The 14,226-nt window shown below is 52.1% G+C and carries 10 protein-coding genes; 2 read left to right on the top strand and 8 right to left on the bottom strand.

What is annotated here, in order from left to right; translation table 11 throughout:
• Window positions 1–44 precede the first annotated feature (44 nt).
• From DUT67_RS04420 to DUT67_RS04410, 3 genes are all read right to left on the bottom strand, one after another.
• On the bottom strand, window positions 45–1,184 hold the full coding sequence (locus DUT67_RS04420) for a glycoside hydrolase family 105 protein (RefSeq protein WP_039293390.1): 1,140 nt from the start codon (window positions 1,182–1,184) through the stop codon (window positions 45–47).
• 43 nt (window positions 1,185–1,227) lie between these two features.
• Window positions 1,228–2,787 (bottom strand): MFS transporter, encoded by a 1,560-nt coding sequence (locus DUT67_RS04415; RefSeq protein WP_113626768.1) that lies wholly within the window; start codon window positions 2,785–2,787, stop codon window positions 1,228–1,230.
• A gap of 301 nt (window positions 2,788–3,088) precedes the next feature.
• On the bottom strand, window positions 3,089–3,979 hold the full coding sequence (locus DUT67_RS04410) for a LysR family transcriptional regulator (protein ID WP_113626742.1): 891 nt from the start codon (window positions 3,977–3,979) through the stop codon (window positions 3,089–3,091).
• 169 nt (window positions 3,980–4,148) lie between these two features.
• Between DUT67_RS04410 and DUT67_RS04405 the strand changes: the two genes are divergently transcribed.
• Both DUT67_RS04405 and DUT67_RS04400 read left to right on the top strand, forming a co-directional pair.
• On the top strand, window positions 4,149–5,567 hold the full coding sequence (locus tag DUT67_RS04405; RefSeq protein WP_113626741.1) for a coniferyl aldehyde dehydrogenase: 1,419 nt from the start codon (window positions 4,149–4,151) through the stop codon (window positions 5,565–5,567).
• A 47-nt stretch (window positions 5,568–5,614) separates the two neighbouring features.
• Window positions 5,615–6,292 (top strand): type 1 glutamine amidotransferase domain-containing protein, encoded by a 678-nt coding sequence (locus DUT67_RS04400; RefSeq protein ID WP_113626767.1) that lies wholly within the window; start codon window positions 5,615–5,617, stop codon window positions 6,290–6,292.
• 90 nt (window positions 6,293–6,382) lie between these two features.
• Here the strand turns inward: DUT67_RS04400 and DUT67_RS04395 are convergent, their stop codons facing one another.
• The 5 genes from DUT67_RS04395 to mazG all read right to left on the bottom strand — a co-directional run bounded on the left by DUT67_RS04395 (window position 6,383) and on the right by mazG (window position 14,165).
• Window positions 6,383–7,459: an ABC transporter substrate-binding protein gene (locus DUT67_RS04395; protein ID WP_113626740.1), complete on the bottom strand. Its 1,077-nt coding sequence runs from the start codon at window positions 7,457–7,459 to the stop codon at window positions 6,383–6,385.
• A gap of 5 nt (window positions 7,460–7,464) precedes the next feature.
• Window positions 7,465–9,648 carry a TonB-dependent siderophore receptor gene (locus DUT67_RS04390; protein WP_113626739.1) on the bottom strand — a complete coding sequence of 728 codons (2,184 nt, stop codon included), beginning with the start codon at window positions 9,646–9,648 and terminating at the stop codon, window positions 7,465–7,467.
• Between the two features lie 446 nt (window positions 9,649–10,094).
• The gene (gene eno / locus DUT67_RS04385; protein ID WP_113626738.1) at window positions 10,095–11,390 is read right to left on the bottom strand and encodes a phosphopyruvate hydratase; all 1,296 of its coding nucleotides are present in this window, start codon (window positions 11,388–11,390) and stop codon (window positions 10,095–10,097) included.
• Between the two features lie 98 nt (window positions 11,391–11,488).
• Entirely contained in the window at window positions 11,489–13,126 is a 1,638-nt protein-coding gene (gene pyrG, locus DUT67_RS04380; RefSeq protein WP_113626737.1) for a glutamine hydrolyzing CTP synthase, read from the bottom strand.
• A gap of 226 nt (window positions 13,127–13,352) precedes the next feature.
• Window positions 13,353–14,165 carry a nucleoside triphosphate pyrophosphohydrolase gene (gene mazG, locus DUT67_RS04375; RefSeq protein ID WP_113626736.1) on the bottom strand — a complete coding sequence of 271 codons (813 nt, stop codon included), beginning with the start codon at window positions 14,163–14,165 and terminating at the stop codon, window positions 13,353–13,355.
• Between the last annotated feature and the right edge of the window lie 61 nt (window positions 14,166–14,226).

Raw genomic sequence — 14,226 nt, 5'->3', positions numbered from 1 at the left:
CAGCATAACAAATATGACTAAGAGGCAGCGCTCACGTTAACCCTTTACAAATAGACCCGCAGGTATTCCGCCAGACACAGGATTGCCATCGCCTGACCGTAAGGCATGGAGGTCAGCGCTATGTTGCGGTAGAAATCCAGATCGGTACCCATCGCGGTGCCGAATGACACCTGCGTCAGTTCACCGTCCTTATTGACGTGATTAATCACGCCGCGAATCGCTTTCTCCGCAACCTCAGCGTAGCTCGGGTCGACATAGCGCTTGCGCACCGCTTTCAAAATACCGTAGGCAAAACCGGCAGTTGCCGAGCTTTCAAGGTATGAGTTTGGATCGTCGATCAGCGTGTGCCATAGGCCGCTGTCATCCTGATATTTTGCCAATGCTTCAATCTGGCTTTCCAACACCTGCAACAGGAAACGGCGCGTTGCGTTGTGCTCCGGCAGATCCAACAGTTCGATAAATTCAGGAATGACAATGGTCAGCCAGCTATTACCACGCGCCCAGCGTGCTTTGGCGTAGTTGTGCTGCCCTTCAAACGTCCAACCGTGGAACCACAGGCCGCTTTCACGATCCATCAGGTATTGCACGTGCAGCATGAACTGATATGTCGCTTCTTCTACAAACTCCGGTCGGTTTAACAGCTTGCCGATTTTCGCCAGCGGCAGCACGCTCATCATCAGCGTGTCGTCCCACAGTTGCTGATGGTTTTCGTTGTTATAAACAATGTGCTGCAAGCCCTGCTTGTCCGTGCGCGGCATTTCATACATCACCCACTCCGCCCAGCGCTCCAGATACGGCAGCCAGCGGGCATCGCCCGTTTCTTCATAGCGATAAGCCAGCGTCAGGAACGGGCACACGGTGTTCACGTTCTTCGTCGGTGTGCCTTCCGCCAGACGTTCAGTAAACCAGTCGTCAATGATGGCGCGCATCTGCTCGTCACCCGTCTGCTGATAATACTGATAAATCCCGTACAGCCCGATGCCGTGCGTCCACTCCCACCCTGCCCAGCCTTTGGTATCAATCACCCGACCATCGTCCAGCCGTAACAAGAACTCACCGGTTTTATCCTCAATATTCACCAGATTGTCGGTGATACGGCAAATCAGCGCCTTCAGATCCTCACGGGAGATGAAGCGTTCCGGCTGACGTAAAAGCGGGCTATGTTTTACACTGAATACGGTCATAGTCATTCATCCAATTGAGTTATCAGTTAACAGTTCAATACAGTTACGGCTGTGTCACATGCGTTACCGGCTTGTCGCCGTTATGACGGTTCAGATAGCCAATATTGTTGTTGCCCCACAGCGATTCATACGGCATACCAGCCAGCATTTCGACCGTCGCCCGCGCCTGCGGCGTAATCTTCTCCGGCACTGGGCGCCCGGCTTCACGCATTTTCAACGTCTCTTCCCTCAGCACGCTGTGCGTTTGCAGGTTGAGCTTAAAGCGTAGAGAAACCAGGAAGCCCAGCGCCAGCACACACACAGTGCCGAAGCTTAAAATCATCAGAATCGTGTGGCTGACGCTCGGCGCTTGTACGCTCTGCCCGGATACAAAACCGGATAGTTGCAACACAATCCCCACCAGCATCACCGCACCGGCCTGAGAGGCTTTACGAGTCAGCGTCATAATCCCAGCGAAGATGCCTTCACGACGCTGCGCGGTGATCACTTCATCCACATCGGCGATGTAAGTGTAGGTGTTCCACGGTACGTAGTTGATCCCGCCGCGTCCGATACCCGCCAGCGCAGAGATCAGCAGCAACAGAGAGAAGGTGTCATGCAGGCCGCTGTACCACAGGACGGCGTAGGAGAGCGCACTCAGGCCAAACAGGCACACAACAAAACGATAAGAGGGGGCTGGCCCAAAGCGGATACACAGCGGAATCATGCCTATCACCGCAATAAATTGCAGAATCGCCATCGTTCCCATCAGGTTAGAGGCCATCGTCGGGCTTTGCATCAGCACAAAGACTACATAGTAGGTAAACACGGCGTTGAACACATCCTGCGCGATATAACCGCCCAGATACATACCGAGATGCTGGCGGAAAATGCGAATACGCAGCGTAGAAACCAGTTCAACGTTCAGCCGTTTCAAGCTTTGGCTCAGCGTCAGGGACTGACGCTCTTTTTCCGCCCGCAGCGATGCTTCTGACATCTGATCGCGTGGCCGCTCCCAGGTAAAGAAATAGACTAGCGTCAGCACCAGGGCGCAGATAATCGAGAACACCAGACTCGAATAGAAGAAGGACACGGCATTGTCTTTACCGAAGTAGCCCAGCAGAATGCCCGGCAAGAAAGCAGCTAAAATCGCGGAAAGCTGCGCCAGCGCGATACGTGCGCCAGAGAACTTGGTTTTCTGTTTGAAATCGTCAGTCATTTCCGGCACCAGCGTTTCATACGGCACCAGCACCATCGTATAGACGATATCGAACAGCAGGTACGTCAGCAGATAGTACCAATAGCCCATATCCCCGACCCACATGAAGCTGTAGCTGAATACGCAGGGAATACCGAGCAGAATAAAGAACTTACGACGGCCGAAGCGCTTGCCCAGCCAGGTTGAGCCGAAGTTATCGGTCAGGAAGCCCATCAGCGGGCTGACGACAGCATCGAGCACGCGTGCCATCGCAAAAATAAAAGTTGCTTCAATCGGCGTTAAGCCGCAGAACGTGGTGTAAAAATAGAGTAACCAAGCGGCCGTCAGCGCGGTTGTACCCGCACCAAGAAAGTCCCCTGAACCGTAGGCTAAATAGTTAGCCAAACCGATCTTACGTGTTTTCATCGCCATCCTTCCCCGAGCATTTCTAGTTATGAGGGTGTCACGCTGTTACGTTAGCGCTCGGCGATCGTGAAAACCTTTGCGCTTTTGCCATCACGTCCCCTACGCTGGCAGCACAGGGAAGATTGGTGCGATCCGCTTCAAAGATTTTATAAAAAGCCATTTTAACTGAACAAAACTCGCAGTTCGTTTATGGCGATCACAGGATGGAAAGTGAGGAGCAAGCAAAAAGGAAGGCGGAGCTGGCAGCAGGCTACGCCTCATTATGTCTTGAAAAACGGCATTTTTTTAATCGAGGACGAGATTATTCCGCGTGCTGTAAGCGCCACAGAAAAGTTTGCCGCGCATGGGCTAAACGTGGTTGGCGCAGCGCGCCCGGCACCCAGACCAGATAGTAATCAAGCTGCGTGGTGCCGACAGGCGGCGGGATAATGACAAGTTCCCCCGAATCCAACAGATCCTGACATAAATATATCGGCATTACCGTCCAGCCAAACCCGCTGGTCAGCACGCGGCGTAGCGCACGCAGATCCTGACTCACCACGGCGGGCACCAGTCCCTTATCCTGTATGCGGTTCTTCTTCAGCCAGTGATCAATCAGAGGAAGTTCCAGGTCATACGCCAGCATTGGCTCCTGTGCCAGCGCCTGCGGCAGATCGTCGGCCTGTATCAACCGTTCGACAATCGCGGGCGCCGCCACGGCCTGTAGCGTCGCACTCTTTAACAGATCGCTTTTCAGCCGCTTATCCGTCACGGGATGCGCCGTTATGCCCAGATCGCAATGTCCTTCCAGCAGCATCTGTTTAATCAAGTCGCCGTCACCGGTATGCATATGCACCCGAACGCCCGCCTCAAGCAGCGGAAACAGCTGTTCTGACACCACTTCAGCCATGAAATCCGCATGACCAATGATATGCAGCGTCCCCGCGACATCCATTGACCTCGCACGAGCGGAAGCCAACGCCGCTTCGGCTTCATCCAGTTTATCCCCGAGATCCGCCGCTAAGTCATCTGCTGCCGACGTTGGGGTCACACCGTTCGCCTGACGCTCAAAGAGACGACGCCCCACCGCGACCTCCAGCCCGGCAATGTGCTGCGACACCGCAGGCTGGGTCAGATTGAGCGCGCGCGCCGCCCCGCTAATTGAGCGCTGTCGATAGACTTCCACAAACGTACGTAGACGAAGGAGTGACATGAGATACCTATAGAGCCTGAGATATAAAATTATTTATACCCCTAGAATAATAATCTTGTTGGCGGACGGATCAACCCCTGCCGTATCCTTTATCCCATCTTGAGTGACCCGGAAACCCCGGCTAACTTTCTGTTTTCTCTGGTACTCGACGACTAAAAGGGGACAAAACATGTCGACACAACAATCCAAAAAGGATTTACAAGCCATCCTGAATACGATGAAGCGTGCTCACATTGCATCTGGCCCAGCCGATGCCGCGCTGCGTCAAGATCGCTTACAGCGCAGCATCAATCTGCTCCGTGAAAACCATGCAGCGCTCGCGCAGGCCATGAGTGATGATTTCGGCCATCGCAGCCTGTATCACTCGTTCGCTGCCGACATCGGCATCACGCTAAAGATGCTACAGAACGCCATCGATAACGTTGAACATTGGATGCAGCCAGAATCGGTTGATGAACCCGCTCCCAGTATGCAGGCATGGATTCAACATCAGCCTCTGGGTGTGATCGGCGTGATCAGCCCGTGGAACTTCCCGGTAAACCTGTCATTCGGCCCGCTGGCTGACATTTTTGCCGCAGGTAATACCGCGATTCTGAAACCGTCAGAACTGACGCCACACACGTCTGAACTGCTGGCGGAATTGATTGCCCACTATTTTGACCCGCTGGAATTGGCCGTCGTGTTGGGCGATGCGGAAATCGGTCAGGCATTCAGCGAACTGCCGTTCGATCATTTGGTCTTCACCGGCAGCACCGCCGTGGGGAAACATGTGATGCGTGCGGCAGCAGAGAATCTGGTGCCGGTCACGCTGGAACTGGGTGGCAAATCACCCGTCGTCATTGATAGCAGTGCAGATATCACAGAAGCCGCTGAACGCACGCTGACGGTGAAAACTTTCAACGCGGGGCAAATCTGCCTGTCGCCGGACTATGTGCTGCTGCCCGAAGGTCAGGAGCAAGCCTTCCGCGATGCCGCAAAAACCTTTATGCAGAAAAGCTTCCCGACACTACAGGCGAACCCGGATTACACGTCTATCATTGCTGATAGGCATTACGATCGCCTGATTCGTATTCTGAAAGAAGCCGAGCAACAAGGCGCGACCGTCGTCAGCCTGGCACCGGAAGGTGAAGCGCCCTACGATGCCAAAAGCCGCAAAATTGCACCGCATCTGGTGTTCGGCGTACGTGATGATATGGCGATCATGCAGGAAGAAATTTTCGGCCCGCTGCTGCCCGTCAAAACGTACCAAACGGCAGAGGAACCGATTAACTACATCAATGCGCATCCACGTCCGCTGGCGGCTTATCTGTTCAGCAATGATGAAGCCATGCAGCAACGTTTCGCCGACAGAACAACGTCAGGCGCGTTAGTTATCAATGATGTGATGACGCACGTCTCTATCGACACACTCCCGTTTGGCGGCGTTGGCGCATCCGGCATCGGCGCGTACCACGGCATCCACGGATTCCGCCGTTTCAGCCACGCCAAACCGATTGTCATACAAAGTGAAGATGGCGCGTCTAACCTGACGCTGCGAGCGCCTTACCATGAGAAACAAGACGCGATTGTCGCCGTTCTCAAAGGTTAACAAGCCTCTATTCACCCGATCATCCTGCAACCATAGAGAGAAAAATGATGAAAATTTTAATGGTCCTGACTTCTCACGACAAACTGGGCAACACAGGTAATAAAACTGGCTTCTGGCTGGAAGAGTTTGCGGCACCTTATTACACCTTTAAAGATGCGGGTGCCGAGATCGTTCTCGCCTCCCCTGCTGGCGGCCAGCCGCCTCTCGACCCGAAAAGTGATCTGGCTGATTTTCAAACTGAACTGACACATCGTTTTAAAGCTGACCCTACTGCGCAGCAGGAACTGGCAAATACGGTAAAACTGGATACCGTCATCGAACAGGATTTCGATGCGGTCTTCTATCCCGGCGGCCACGGCCCGCTCTGGGATCTGGCGGAATCACCGGTCTCTATCGCCCTCATCGAGGCCTTTGTACGCGCCAACAAACCAACCGGTTTTGTTTGCCACGCACCGGGCGTACTGATTCACGTGAAAGCAGAAAACGGCGATGCCTTGATTAAAGGCCGCAAAGTGACAGGCTTCACCAACGGTGAAGAAGAGGCGGTTCAGTTGACGGACGTGGTGCCTTTCCTGATTGAAGATGAATTCAAGAAACTCGGCGGCCTGTATGAAAAAGGCCCAGACTGGGCACCGTACCTCGTTGAAGACGGTAAGCTGATCACCGGTCAGAACCCAGCAAGCTCAGAAGTGGTCGCCAAAGCGATTCTCAAACAGCTGGCTTAATCCGCGCGATACCTCATTTTTCTGTGTCTAAAAACAGGGCCGCATCGCAATGCTGATGCGGCTCTGTCATCAAGTGAAGTCCCCTATATTTCAGGGGGGAGACAAAATTGAATCGACCTGCTGCGCGGTTAAATCGATGCCGTAGAAACGCTGATAAAAATCATGCGTCTCTTTTGCCATATCGATGTGCTGCATCTGCTGCGGATACAGCGTTTTTGCCAGCCAAAGAAATTGCAGCGCCTGCTCCGACGTTTCTCGACACCACCAGAACATGCCCAGCGGATTGGCATAAACACGCCCCTGTTTTACCGCCCGTAGCTGCTGCCACTGCGCATCCTGACGAATCGCTTTCGCATCCGCAGCCCGCATCGTAATAATCACATCAGGGTCTGCCTGGAAAATCTGCTCAAGCGATACAGGTGCGGTTGTCACCCCAGAACGGCTAAACCACGGTTCTGCCACATTGATCGCACCGCCCAGATCCATCCAGTCTTGATTCAGTGAAGGACGTCCCGATGTGGTTAACGGATCGCCAACCGCATGGTAGACCTTCACTCTCTGCTGTGACGGAATGTTCTGGATCACTTCCGTCACGCGTCTGACATTGTCCTGATAATAAGCGGCAAAATCCTGTGCGCGACGCGACGCTTCCGGCCCCAGAATCTCACCGGTAATCAGCGTGCGTTCCACCATCGCCGCCAGCGAGTTGTAGCGTAGCGGTACGATGGCAATCCCGGCCTTATTCAGCGCTTCGGCTTCAGCAACTGGCACACTGTCCGACACGAAAAAAACCTGAGCACGGCGCGCAATCAATGCTTCGGTATTAATTCCCATATTTCCGCTCTGGGAAACCAGCGCAGCCTGCGTAATGGACGGCACAAACTGGCGGAACAGCGGCATGTCGCGCACGAGCTTCGTCGTCCCAACAATACGATCGCCATAGCCCAACATAGCCAGTATCGAGTTTTGTGCATTCCATGAGGTGGCAACTCGCTCAACCGTCGCAGGCACCGTCACAGTACGATCGCCGTAATAGTGAATTGTTCGCGGCGCGGACTCAGACGTTTCCGCCTGAACCAGATGCACACCAGAGAAACTCACCGCCGACAGCACGAGCACATTAAGCAGAAGCTTGTGATACCGCGTGGCAAGATAACGTTTCAGCATCGTACTCACCAGTCAACGGTCAGAGAAGCGCGGATTTCACGTGGATCGCCGACAAACGCGCTGGAACCTCTATTTTCTCCGTTCTGCCGATAGGGGAAGAGCGAGCTCCAGTAGTGCTCATTGGTGACGTTATTGAGCGCGACACGAAATGCCGCAGGTTTATCATAAATTTTAAAGCCGTAGCGTGTGCCGAGATCCAGCGTCATATAGCTATCGACCCAAGCCGTGTTGGTGTTATTGGCCACGCGTTTACCGGTGTAGTGGAGGTTCGCCATATAGACCATATTAGGGTAAGACGGGTGGCTATATTCCGTCAGAAGATTGGCCTGAAACTTCGGTACCCCAACTACCCGTTTATTTGTCGTTGCTGCGATCCCCGTATCGGTCAGCTTAGGGTCTAGCAGCGTAGTACTGCCATAGATATGCAAACCGGAAAGCACTTCACCATCTGCCGTCAACTCTAACCCGGTATTAACCTGTTTACCCTGCTCTTTGAACACGCGATCGGTAGGATCAACATAGGCGAAAGGCCGCTCCAGACGGAATACAGCAGCGTTCAGATTCACTCCTCCCCATTGGGACTTCACGCCCGCTTCATACTGGGTACTGCGGTAAGGTTTCAACGTCTGCTCTTTGTTGACTGCGCTGTTAGGCGCAGTATCCCCTTGCTCCAGCGAATCGGCATAGGCGACATAGGTCATCACGTTTGCCAAGGGTTTGTACATTAACGACACCGTCGGGCTGGTGCCCGTCGCACGTTGCACGCTACCATTAGTGAAGCTGCGTGAGGTCAACCAGCTTTGGCTCACCACGCCCATCGCAGACCAGCGATCGTTGAAGGTGATCGTATCGCCTGCGGTAATAGCCTGCTGGCTGGTACGGCTGGACTTATAGTGGCCAGAACCAGCATAAAAACGCCCATCACTAGGATCGTTATAGCGCTGCGGCGTATTGATGGGGGTGGTCCCTAGCGTATAATTATTAGGACTGCCGGGAGAAGAAAACATCGTCCATTGATACCCGGTGGTACTGAATACCACATCGTGTGAAGGCCCGTCCGTATCAATATGGCCGTTCAGTTGCAGTGTATTGCTCAGAACCCGGAAACGTCCGGATGAATATTGCTGCTCCAGAGTGGTTTCCACCTCTCCTGATGGCAAAATATTATGCGATAGCGAACGCATACCGCGATCGGCAGTTTGATAGCCCACACCGCCCGAGGCGTACCAGTCATTATTGAAGTAGTGTTTCAGGCGCGTGCTGACCGTTTTGGTTATCAGATCGAGTCCCGCAAAGCTCTGCCCGTATCCCTGTTTCGTAATATCCGGTGCTTTCGGTAGCTGAGTCGTTGGATCATAGGCAAAATCACCCGCATATCCCATTTTTCTGAAGCGGTACTCGCTGGCGTTGACTTCCAACACCGTATCGGGGGAAAGATTCCAGTCAAACGCCACGCTGGCTAATTGCCGTCTCAACGTGCTGTTGCTGATGCTTCCTTCACCTTCATCCTGTAGCAGGTTGATTCGATAACCGAACTGGTTTTCGTCACCTAGATGGCCACCTAGATCAGCGTGCCCCATCGCCGCACCTTTACCAGAATAGCCTACGGTAAAGCGGTTCAACGTCTGAGCCGTCGGTCTTTTCTGCGTGAAATTAAACTGTCCGGCTGGACTGGCAGGCCCATACAGTGCGCCAGTCAGGCTGTTAATCACGTCCAGCCGCTCCAGCATTTCCACCGGAAAAGCGGTGGTGGAAATAATATTTAGCCCATCCAGTCGGCTGTTCGCCAGCACGCTTCCTTGTATACCGCGGCTTTGCGGGCGACCGACGTCAATACCACCGCGCGCCTGCATCTGGCTGGAGGCGTTATATTTCAGGAGATCGTTAACGTTCTTCGCCTGCTGGTTGGCAATCATGGCTTCCGTCACGGTCGTGGTCGAATACGGCGTATCCAGCCTTGCGCGTTTGCCTAATGGCCCGATCTCCACATCATCGGTCGTCATACCTGCGCCAGCCAGATTCGCATTCGCCTCACTGCGCTCCGCCTTGACGACCATGACGTCCGCCGCTTTTACCTTTTCGCTGTCCTTGATCATTGCCGGTTCGGCGCTCAATACGGGTGGAACAACCACCATTAATACTGGCAATAACCACTGTGCTTTTTTTCTATTATTTTTTCGGGCTTTCATCCGCGATATCCCTGTTGGTCAATATTGTGTCAATTATCGATATGTAATTTTTTATATATCGCTACGTACTATACAGACATGACAGGAAGAAAATAAGGAGAGCGATAGAGGAATTTATTTTATAAAACCTTGAATTTTAAAAATTAAAATATAAAAACAAGGTGTATAAAATGTACTGCATTATGGGTATGAAGCATTTCAAAACGAGGAGAATAGAGCGGTAAGAATGTGGCGTGATAACGGCCAGACAGGATCGCGGATTCCGCCATAAAAAAACGTCAGGAACGTTTTTCAACGTTGCGTAGCAACGGTCCGAAAGGTGATGGACAGGGATGTCCGCCATAAAAAAATCCAGAAACGCTTTCACGCTTCTGGATTTTTGTGGTTAATCACGTTGGTGTATATCAGGCCGTTTTCTTAATGACCTGATGACACCAGAAACGCAATTACTGGCCTTTAACTTCTTTCAGACCGTGGAACGGTGCAGCATCACCCAGCGCTTCTTCAATACGAATCAGCTGGTTGTATTTAGCAACACGGTCAGAACGGCTCATAGAACCGGTTTTGATCTGGCCTGCTGCAGTACCGACAGCCAGGTCAGCGATGGTTGCATCTTCAGTTTCACCTGAACGGTGAGAGATAACAGCCGTGTAGCCTGCATCTTTCGCCATTTTAATCGCAGCCAGCGTTTCGGTCAGAGAACCGATCTGGTTGAATTTGATCAGGATAGAGTTAGCGATGCCTTTATCGATACCTTCTTTCAGGATCTTGGTGTTGGTTACGAACAGATCGTCACCAACCAGCTGGATTTTGTCGCCCAGAACTTTAGTCTGGTAAGCGAAGCCAGCCCAATCAGATTCGTCCAGACCGTCTTCGATAGACACGATCGGGTACTGTTTGGTCAGATCTTCCAGGAAGTGAGTGAATTCTTCAGAGGTGAAGGCTTTGTTGCCTTCGCCAGCCAGAACGTATTTACCGTCTTTGTAGAATTCAGACGCTGCACAGTCCATCGCCAGAGTGATGTCTTTGCCCAGCTCGTAGCCTGCTGCTTTTACCGCTTCTGCGATAACAGCCAGTGCTTCGGCGTTGGAACCCAGGTTTGGCGCATAGCCACCTTCGTCACCAACAGCAGTACCCATACCTTTGGATTTCAGAACTTTAGCCAGGGTGTGGAACACTTCAGAACCCATACGGATGGCTTCTTTCAGCGTTTTCGCGCCAACAGGCTGAATCATGAACTCTTGGATATCAACGTTGTTATCCGCGTGCTCGCCGCCGTTGATGATGTTCATCATTGGCAGTGGCATAGAATATTTACCTGGGGTGCCGTTCAGCTCAGCGATGTGAGCATACAGTGGCAGGCCTTTTGACGCTGCTGCTGCTTTAGCGGCAGCCAGAGATACGGCCAGAATAGCGTTAGCACCGAACTGAGATTTGTTTTCAGTGCCATCCAGGTCGATCATGATCTTATCGATGTTCGCCTGATCTTTCGCGTCTTTACCCAGTACAGCCTGAGCAATTGGGCCGTTAACGGCAGCAACAGCTTTCGTTACGCCTTTGCCCAGGAAACGGGATTTGTCACCGTCACGCAGTTCCAGCGCTTCGCGAGAGCCAGTAGAAGCTCCTGATGGCGCAGCAGCCAGACCTACAAAACCACCTTCCAGATGAACTTCAGCTTCAACAGTTGGGTTTCCGCGTGAGTCGATGATTTCACGGCCGATGACTTTAACAATTTTGGACATTAGATTTTCCTCAGTACAAGTTAAACTAAAACTTTAGATAGAACTAAAACCCTAGACGAACAACGCGCGATAGCGATCGCGCGTTGCTGATATAACTCTTACTTCACCTGACGCTTCTGATACGCGCCAGCGGCTTTGACAAAGCCGGCAAACAAGGGGTGTCCATCTCGCGGCGTTGATGTGAATTCCGGGTGGAATTGACAGGCAACGAACCAAGGATGATCGGGTAACTCGACAATCTCCACCAGTTTGCGATCGGCGGAAAGACCAGCAACCCGTAATCCCGCCGCTTCAATCTGTTTCAACAGCATGTTGTTAACTTCATAACGATGACGGTGACGTTCGATAATCGTCTGCTCACCGTACATCTGACGCACCAGACTGCCTTCGGTCAGGTGGCATTGCTGCCCGCCAACGCGCATGGTACCGCCCAGATCGCTTGCTTCATCACGAACTTCAACATTGCCGTTCTCATCACGCCATTCTGTGATCAGCGCAACCACCGGGTACTTACAGTCTGGCACAAACTCCGTTGAGTTTGCCCCTTCCATCCCGACAACGTTACGGGCAAATTCCATTAATGCGACCTGCATCCCCAGGCAAATGCCCAGATAAGGGATATTGTTCTCACGGGCATAGTTCGCCGACATGATTTTCCCTTCGACGCCACGATAGCCAAAACCGCCTGGAATCAGAATAGCGTCTAAATCTTTCAATACTTCGACACCACGGGTTTCAACATCCTGTGAGTCGATCAGCTTGATATTTACCGTCAGGCGGTTCTTCAACCCACCGTGCTTAAGCGCTTCAATAACGGATTTGTAGGCATCCGGCAGCGCAACATATTTGCCGACCATGCCGATAGTCACTTCGCCGCCCGGATTGGCTTCTTCGTACACAACCTGTTCCCATTCTGACAGGTTTGCTTCGGGGCAGTCCAAGCTGAATCGTTTACAAATATAATCGTCCAACCCCTGCGATTTCAATAGCGCCGGGATTTTATAAATCGAATCAATGTCTTTAAGGGATATTACTGCTTTTTCCGGCACATTACAGAATAAAGCAATTTTTGCACGCTCATTGGCAGGCACAGTGCGATCGGAACGACAAATCAGCACGTCAGGCTGAATACCGATGGAAAGCAGTTCTTTAACGGAGTGTTGCGTCGGCTTGGTTTTTACTTCGCCCGCTGCCGCCAGATAAGGTACCAGCGTCAGGTGCATAAACAGCGTGTGCTCACGGCCCACCTGTACCGCCATCTGCCGAATCGCTTCAAGGAACGGCAAAGATTCGATATCACCGACGGTACCGCCGATTTCGACCAGAACAACATCGTGGCCTTCGCCACCTTCAATGATGCGCTCTTTAATCGCGTTGGTGATATGTGGGATCACCTGAATGGTCGCGCCCAGATAGTCGCCACGGCGCTCTTTGCGCAGGACATCAGAGTAGATACGGCCAGTGGTGAAGTTGTTGCGGCGCGACATTTTAGTGCGGATGAAACGCTCGTAGTGACCCAAGTCCAGATCGGTTTCGGCGCCGTCTTCGGTGACAAACACTTCACCGTGCTGCGTCGGGCTCATCGTGCCCGGATCCACGTTGATATACGGGTCCAGTTTCATGATGGTAACGTTGAGGCCACGGGCTTCAAGAATAGCCGCCAGAGAGGCTGCGGCAATGCCTTTACCCAGAGAGGAAACGACCCCGCCGGTCACAAAAATATAATTAGTTGTCATGCTGAACCTGAGAGTTTAGGTTTAAAGACGATGGAGGTACCAAGACGGGAAAGTAGTATACCTGAACCTGATGAGCGCCACAAATGTTCGTTTTACACAATGTGGCGATTCCAACACACGTGAAGATGAGGTAAAACCGCGTTTACCACCACCTTCAATTACCTTTAAAAACAATGAAATAAAATCATTAAGACAGAAAAAAAACCGGCTTACGGTTAGAAACTGATTAATGGCTTATTTCTTGTTTTTTTACCTGCTGCCACGCGGCTTCCATTTCATCCAACGTTGCCTGTTCCAGCGTTTTCCCCGATGCCGTAACGATTTGTTCTACCTCACGAAAACGGCGGGTGAACTTACGATTAGCCGCTTGTAATGCGCTCTCTGCCTTGTGCCCTAGGTGACGAGAGAGATTGACTGTGGCGAACAATAAATCACCAATCTCTTCACCTAATTTTTCTTCATCGACAACGGCTTGTCGCGCCTCAAACATTACCTCATCGATCTCTTCATACACTTTGTCGAGCACTGGGCCCAGGCTGTCCCAATCGAAGCCAACAGACGAACAACGCTGCTGAATTTTTTGCGCTTTCATCAAGGCAGGTAGCGCATCAGGAATGTCATCCAACGGCGAGTGACGATCTTTTTCCGCACGTTCCTGCGCTTTTGTCTGCTCCCAGTTTGCCAGTACCGCATCGCTGTCCGTCAGCGTCAGTTCACCGAAAATATGCGGATGACGGCGTTCCAACTTGTCGCTGATGGCGTTACACACGTCGGAGAAATCGAACAATCCCTTTTCCTGCGCCATTTGTGCGTAAAACACCACCTGAAACAGCAAATCCCCCAACTCACCGCGCAGCTCGTCGTAATCTTTACGGCTGATGGCATCCAGCACTTCGTAGGTTTCTTCCAGCGTATAAGGCGCGATGGTGTCAAAAGTCTGCTTCTTGTCCCACGGACAGCCATTTTCGGGATCGCGGAGGGTTTTCATGATGGCGAGCAGGCGCTCGACGGAGGATAAGTTCGTCAAAGATACAGTCATAATATTCCTGAAAAAATTTGTGTAAAAATAGCAAAATACGGCAGCTAACTTGTGCTAAAAA

It is taken from the genome of Pectobacterium peruviense (assembly GCF_003312355.2).
Lineage (GTDB): Bacteria > Pseudomonadota > Gammaproteobacteria > Enterobacterales > Enterobacteriaceae > Pectobacterium > Pectobacterium peruviense.
Note: the sequence above shows the minus strand (reverse complement) of the source record. Positions and strands in the feature narration are given on the sequence as shown.

What these genes read in the sequence shown, in the direction of transcription:
- DUT67_RS04420 (WP_039293390.1), bottom strand. Translation starts at nt 1,184, where the DNA reads ATGACCGTATTCAGTGTAAAACATAGCCCGCTTTTACGTCAGCCGGAA.
- DUT67_RS04415 (WP_113626768.1), bottom strand. Translation starts at nt 2,787, where the DNA reads ATGAAAACACGTAAGATCGGTTTGGCTAACTATTTAGCCTACGGTTCA.
- DUT67_RS04410 (WP_113626742.1), bottom strand. Translation starts at nt 3,979, where the DNA reads ATGTCACTCCTTCGTCTACGTACGTTTGTGGAAGTCTATCGACAGCGC.
- DUT67_RS04405 (WP_113626741.1), top strand. Translation starts at nt 4,149, where the DNA reads ATGTCGACACAACAATCCAAAAAGGATTTACAAGCCATCCTGAATACG.
- DUT67_RS04400 (WP_113626767.1), top strand. Translation starts at nt 5,615, where the DNA reads ATGAAAATTTTAATGGTCCTGACTTCTCACGACAAACTGGGCAACACA.
- DUT67_RS04395 (WP_113626740.1), bottom strand. Translation starts at nt 7,459, where the DNA reads ATGCTGAAACGTTATCTTGCCACGCGGTATCACAAGCTTCTGCTTAAT.
- DUT67_RS04390 (WP_113626739.1), bottom strand. Translation starts at nt 9,648, where the DNA reads ATGAAAGCCCGAAAAAATAATAGAAAAAAAGCACAGTGGTTATTGCCA.
- eno (WP_113626738.1), bottom strand. Translation starts at nt 11,390, where the DNA reads ATGTCCAAAATTGTTAAAGTCATCGGCCGTGAAATCATCGACTCACGC.
- pyrG (WP_113626737.1), bottom strand. Translation starts at nt 13,126, where the DNA reads ATGACAACTAATTATATTTTTGTGACCGGCGGGGTCGTTTCCTCTCTG.
- mazG (WP_113626736.1), bottom strand. Translation starts at nt 14,165, where the DNA reads ATGACTGTATCTTTGACGAACTTATCCTCCGTCGAGCGCCTGCTCGCC.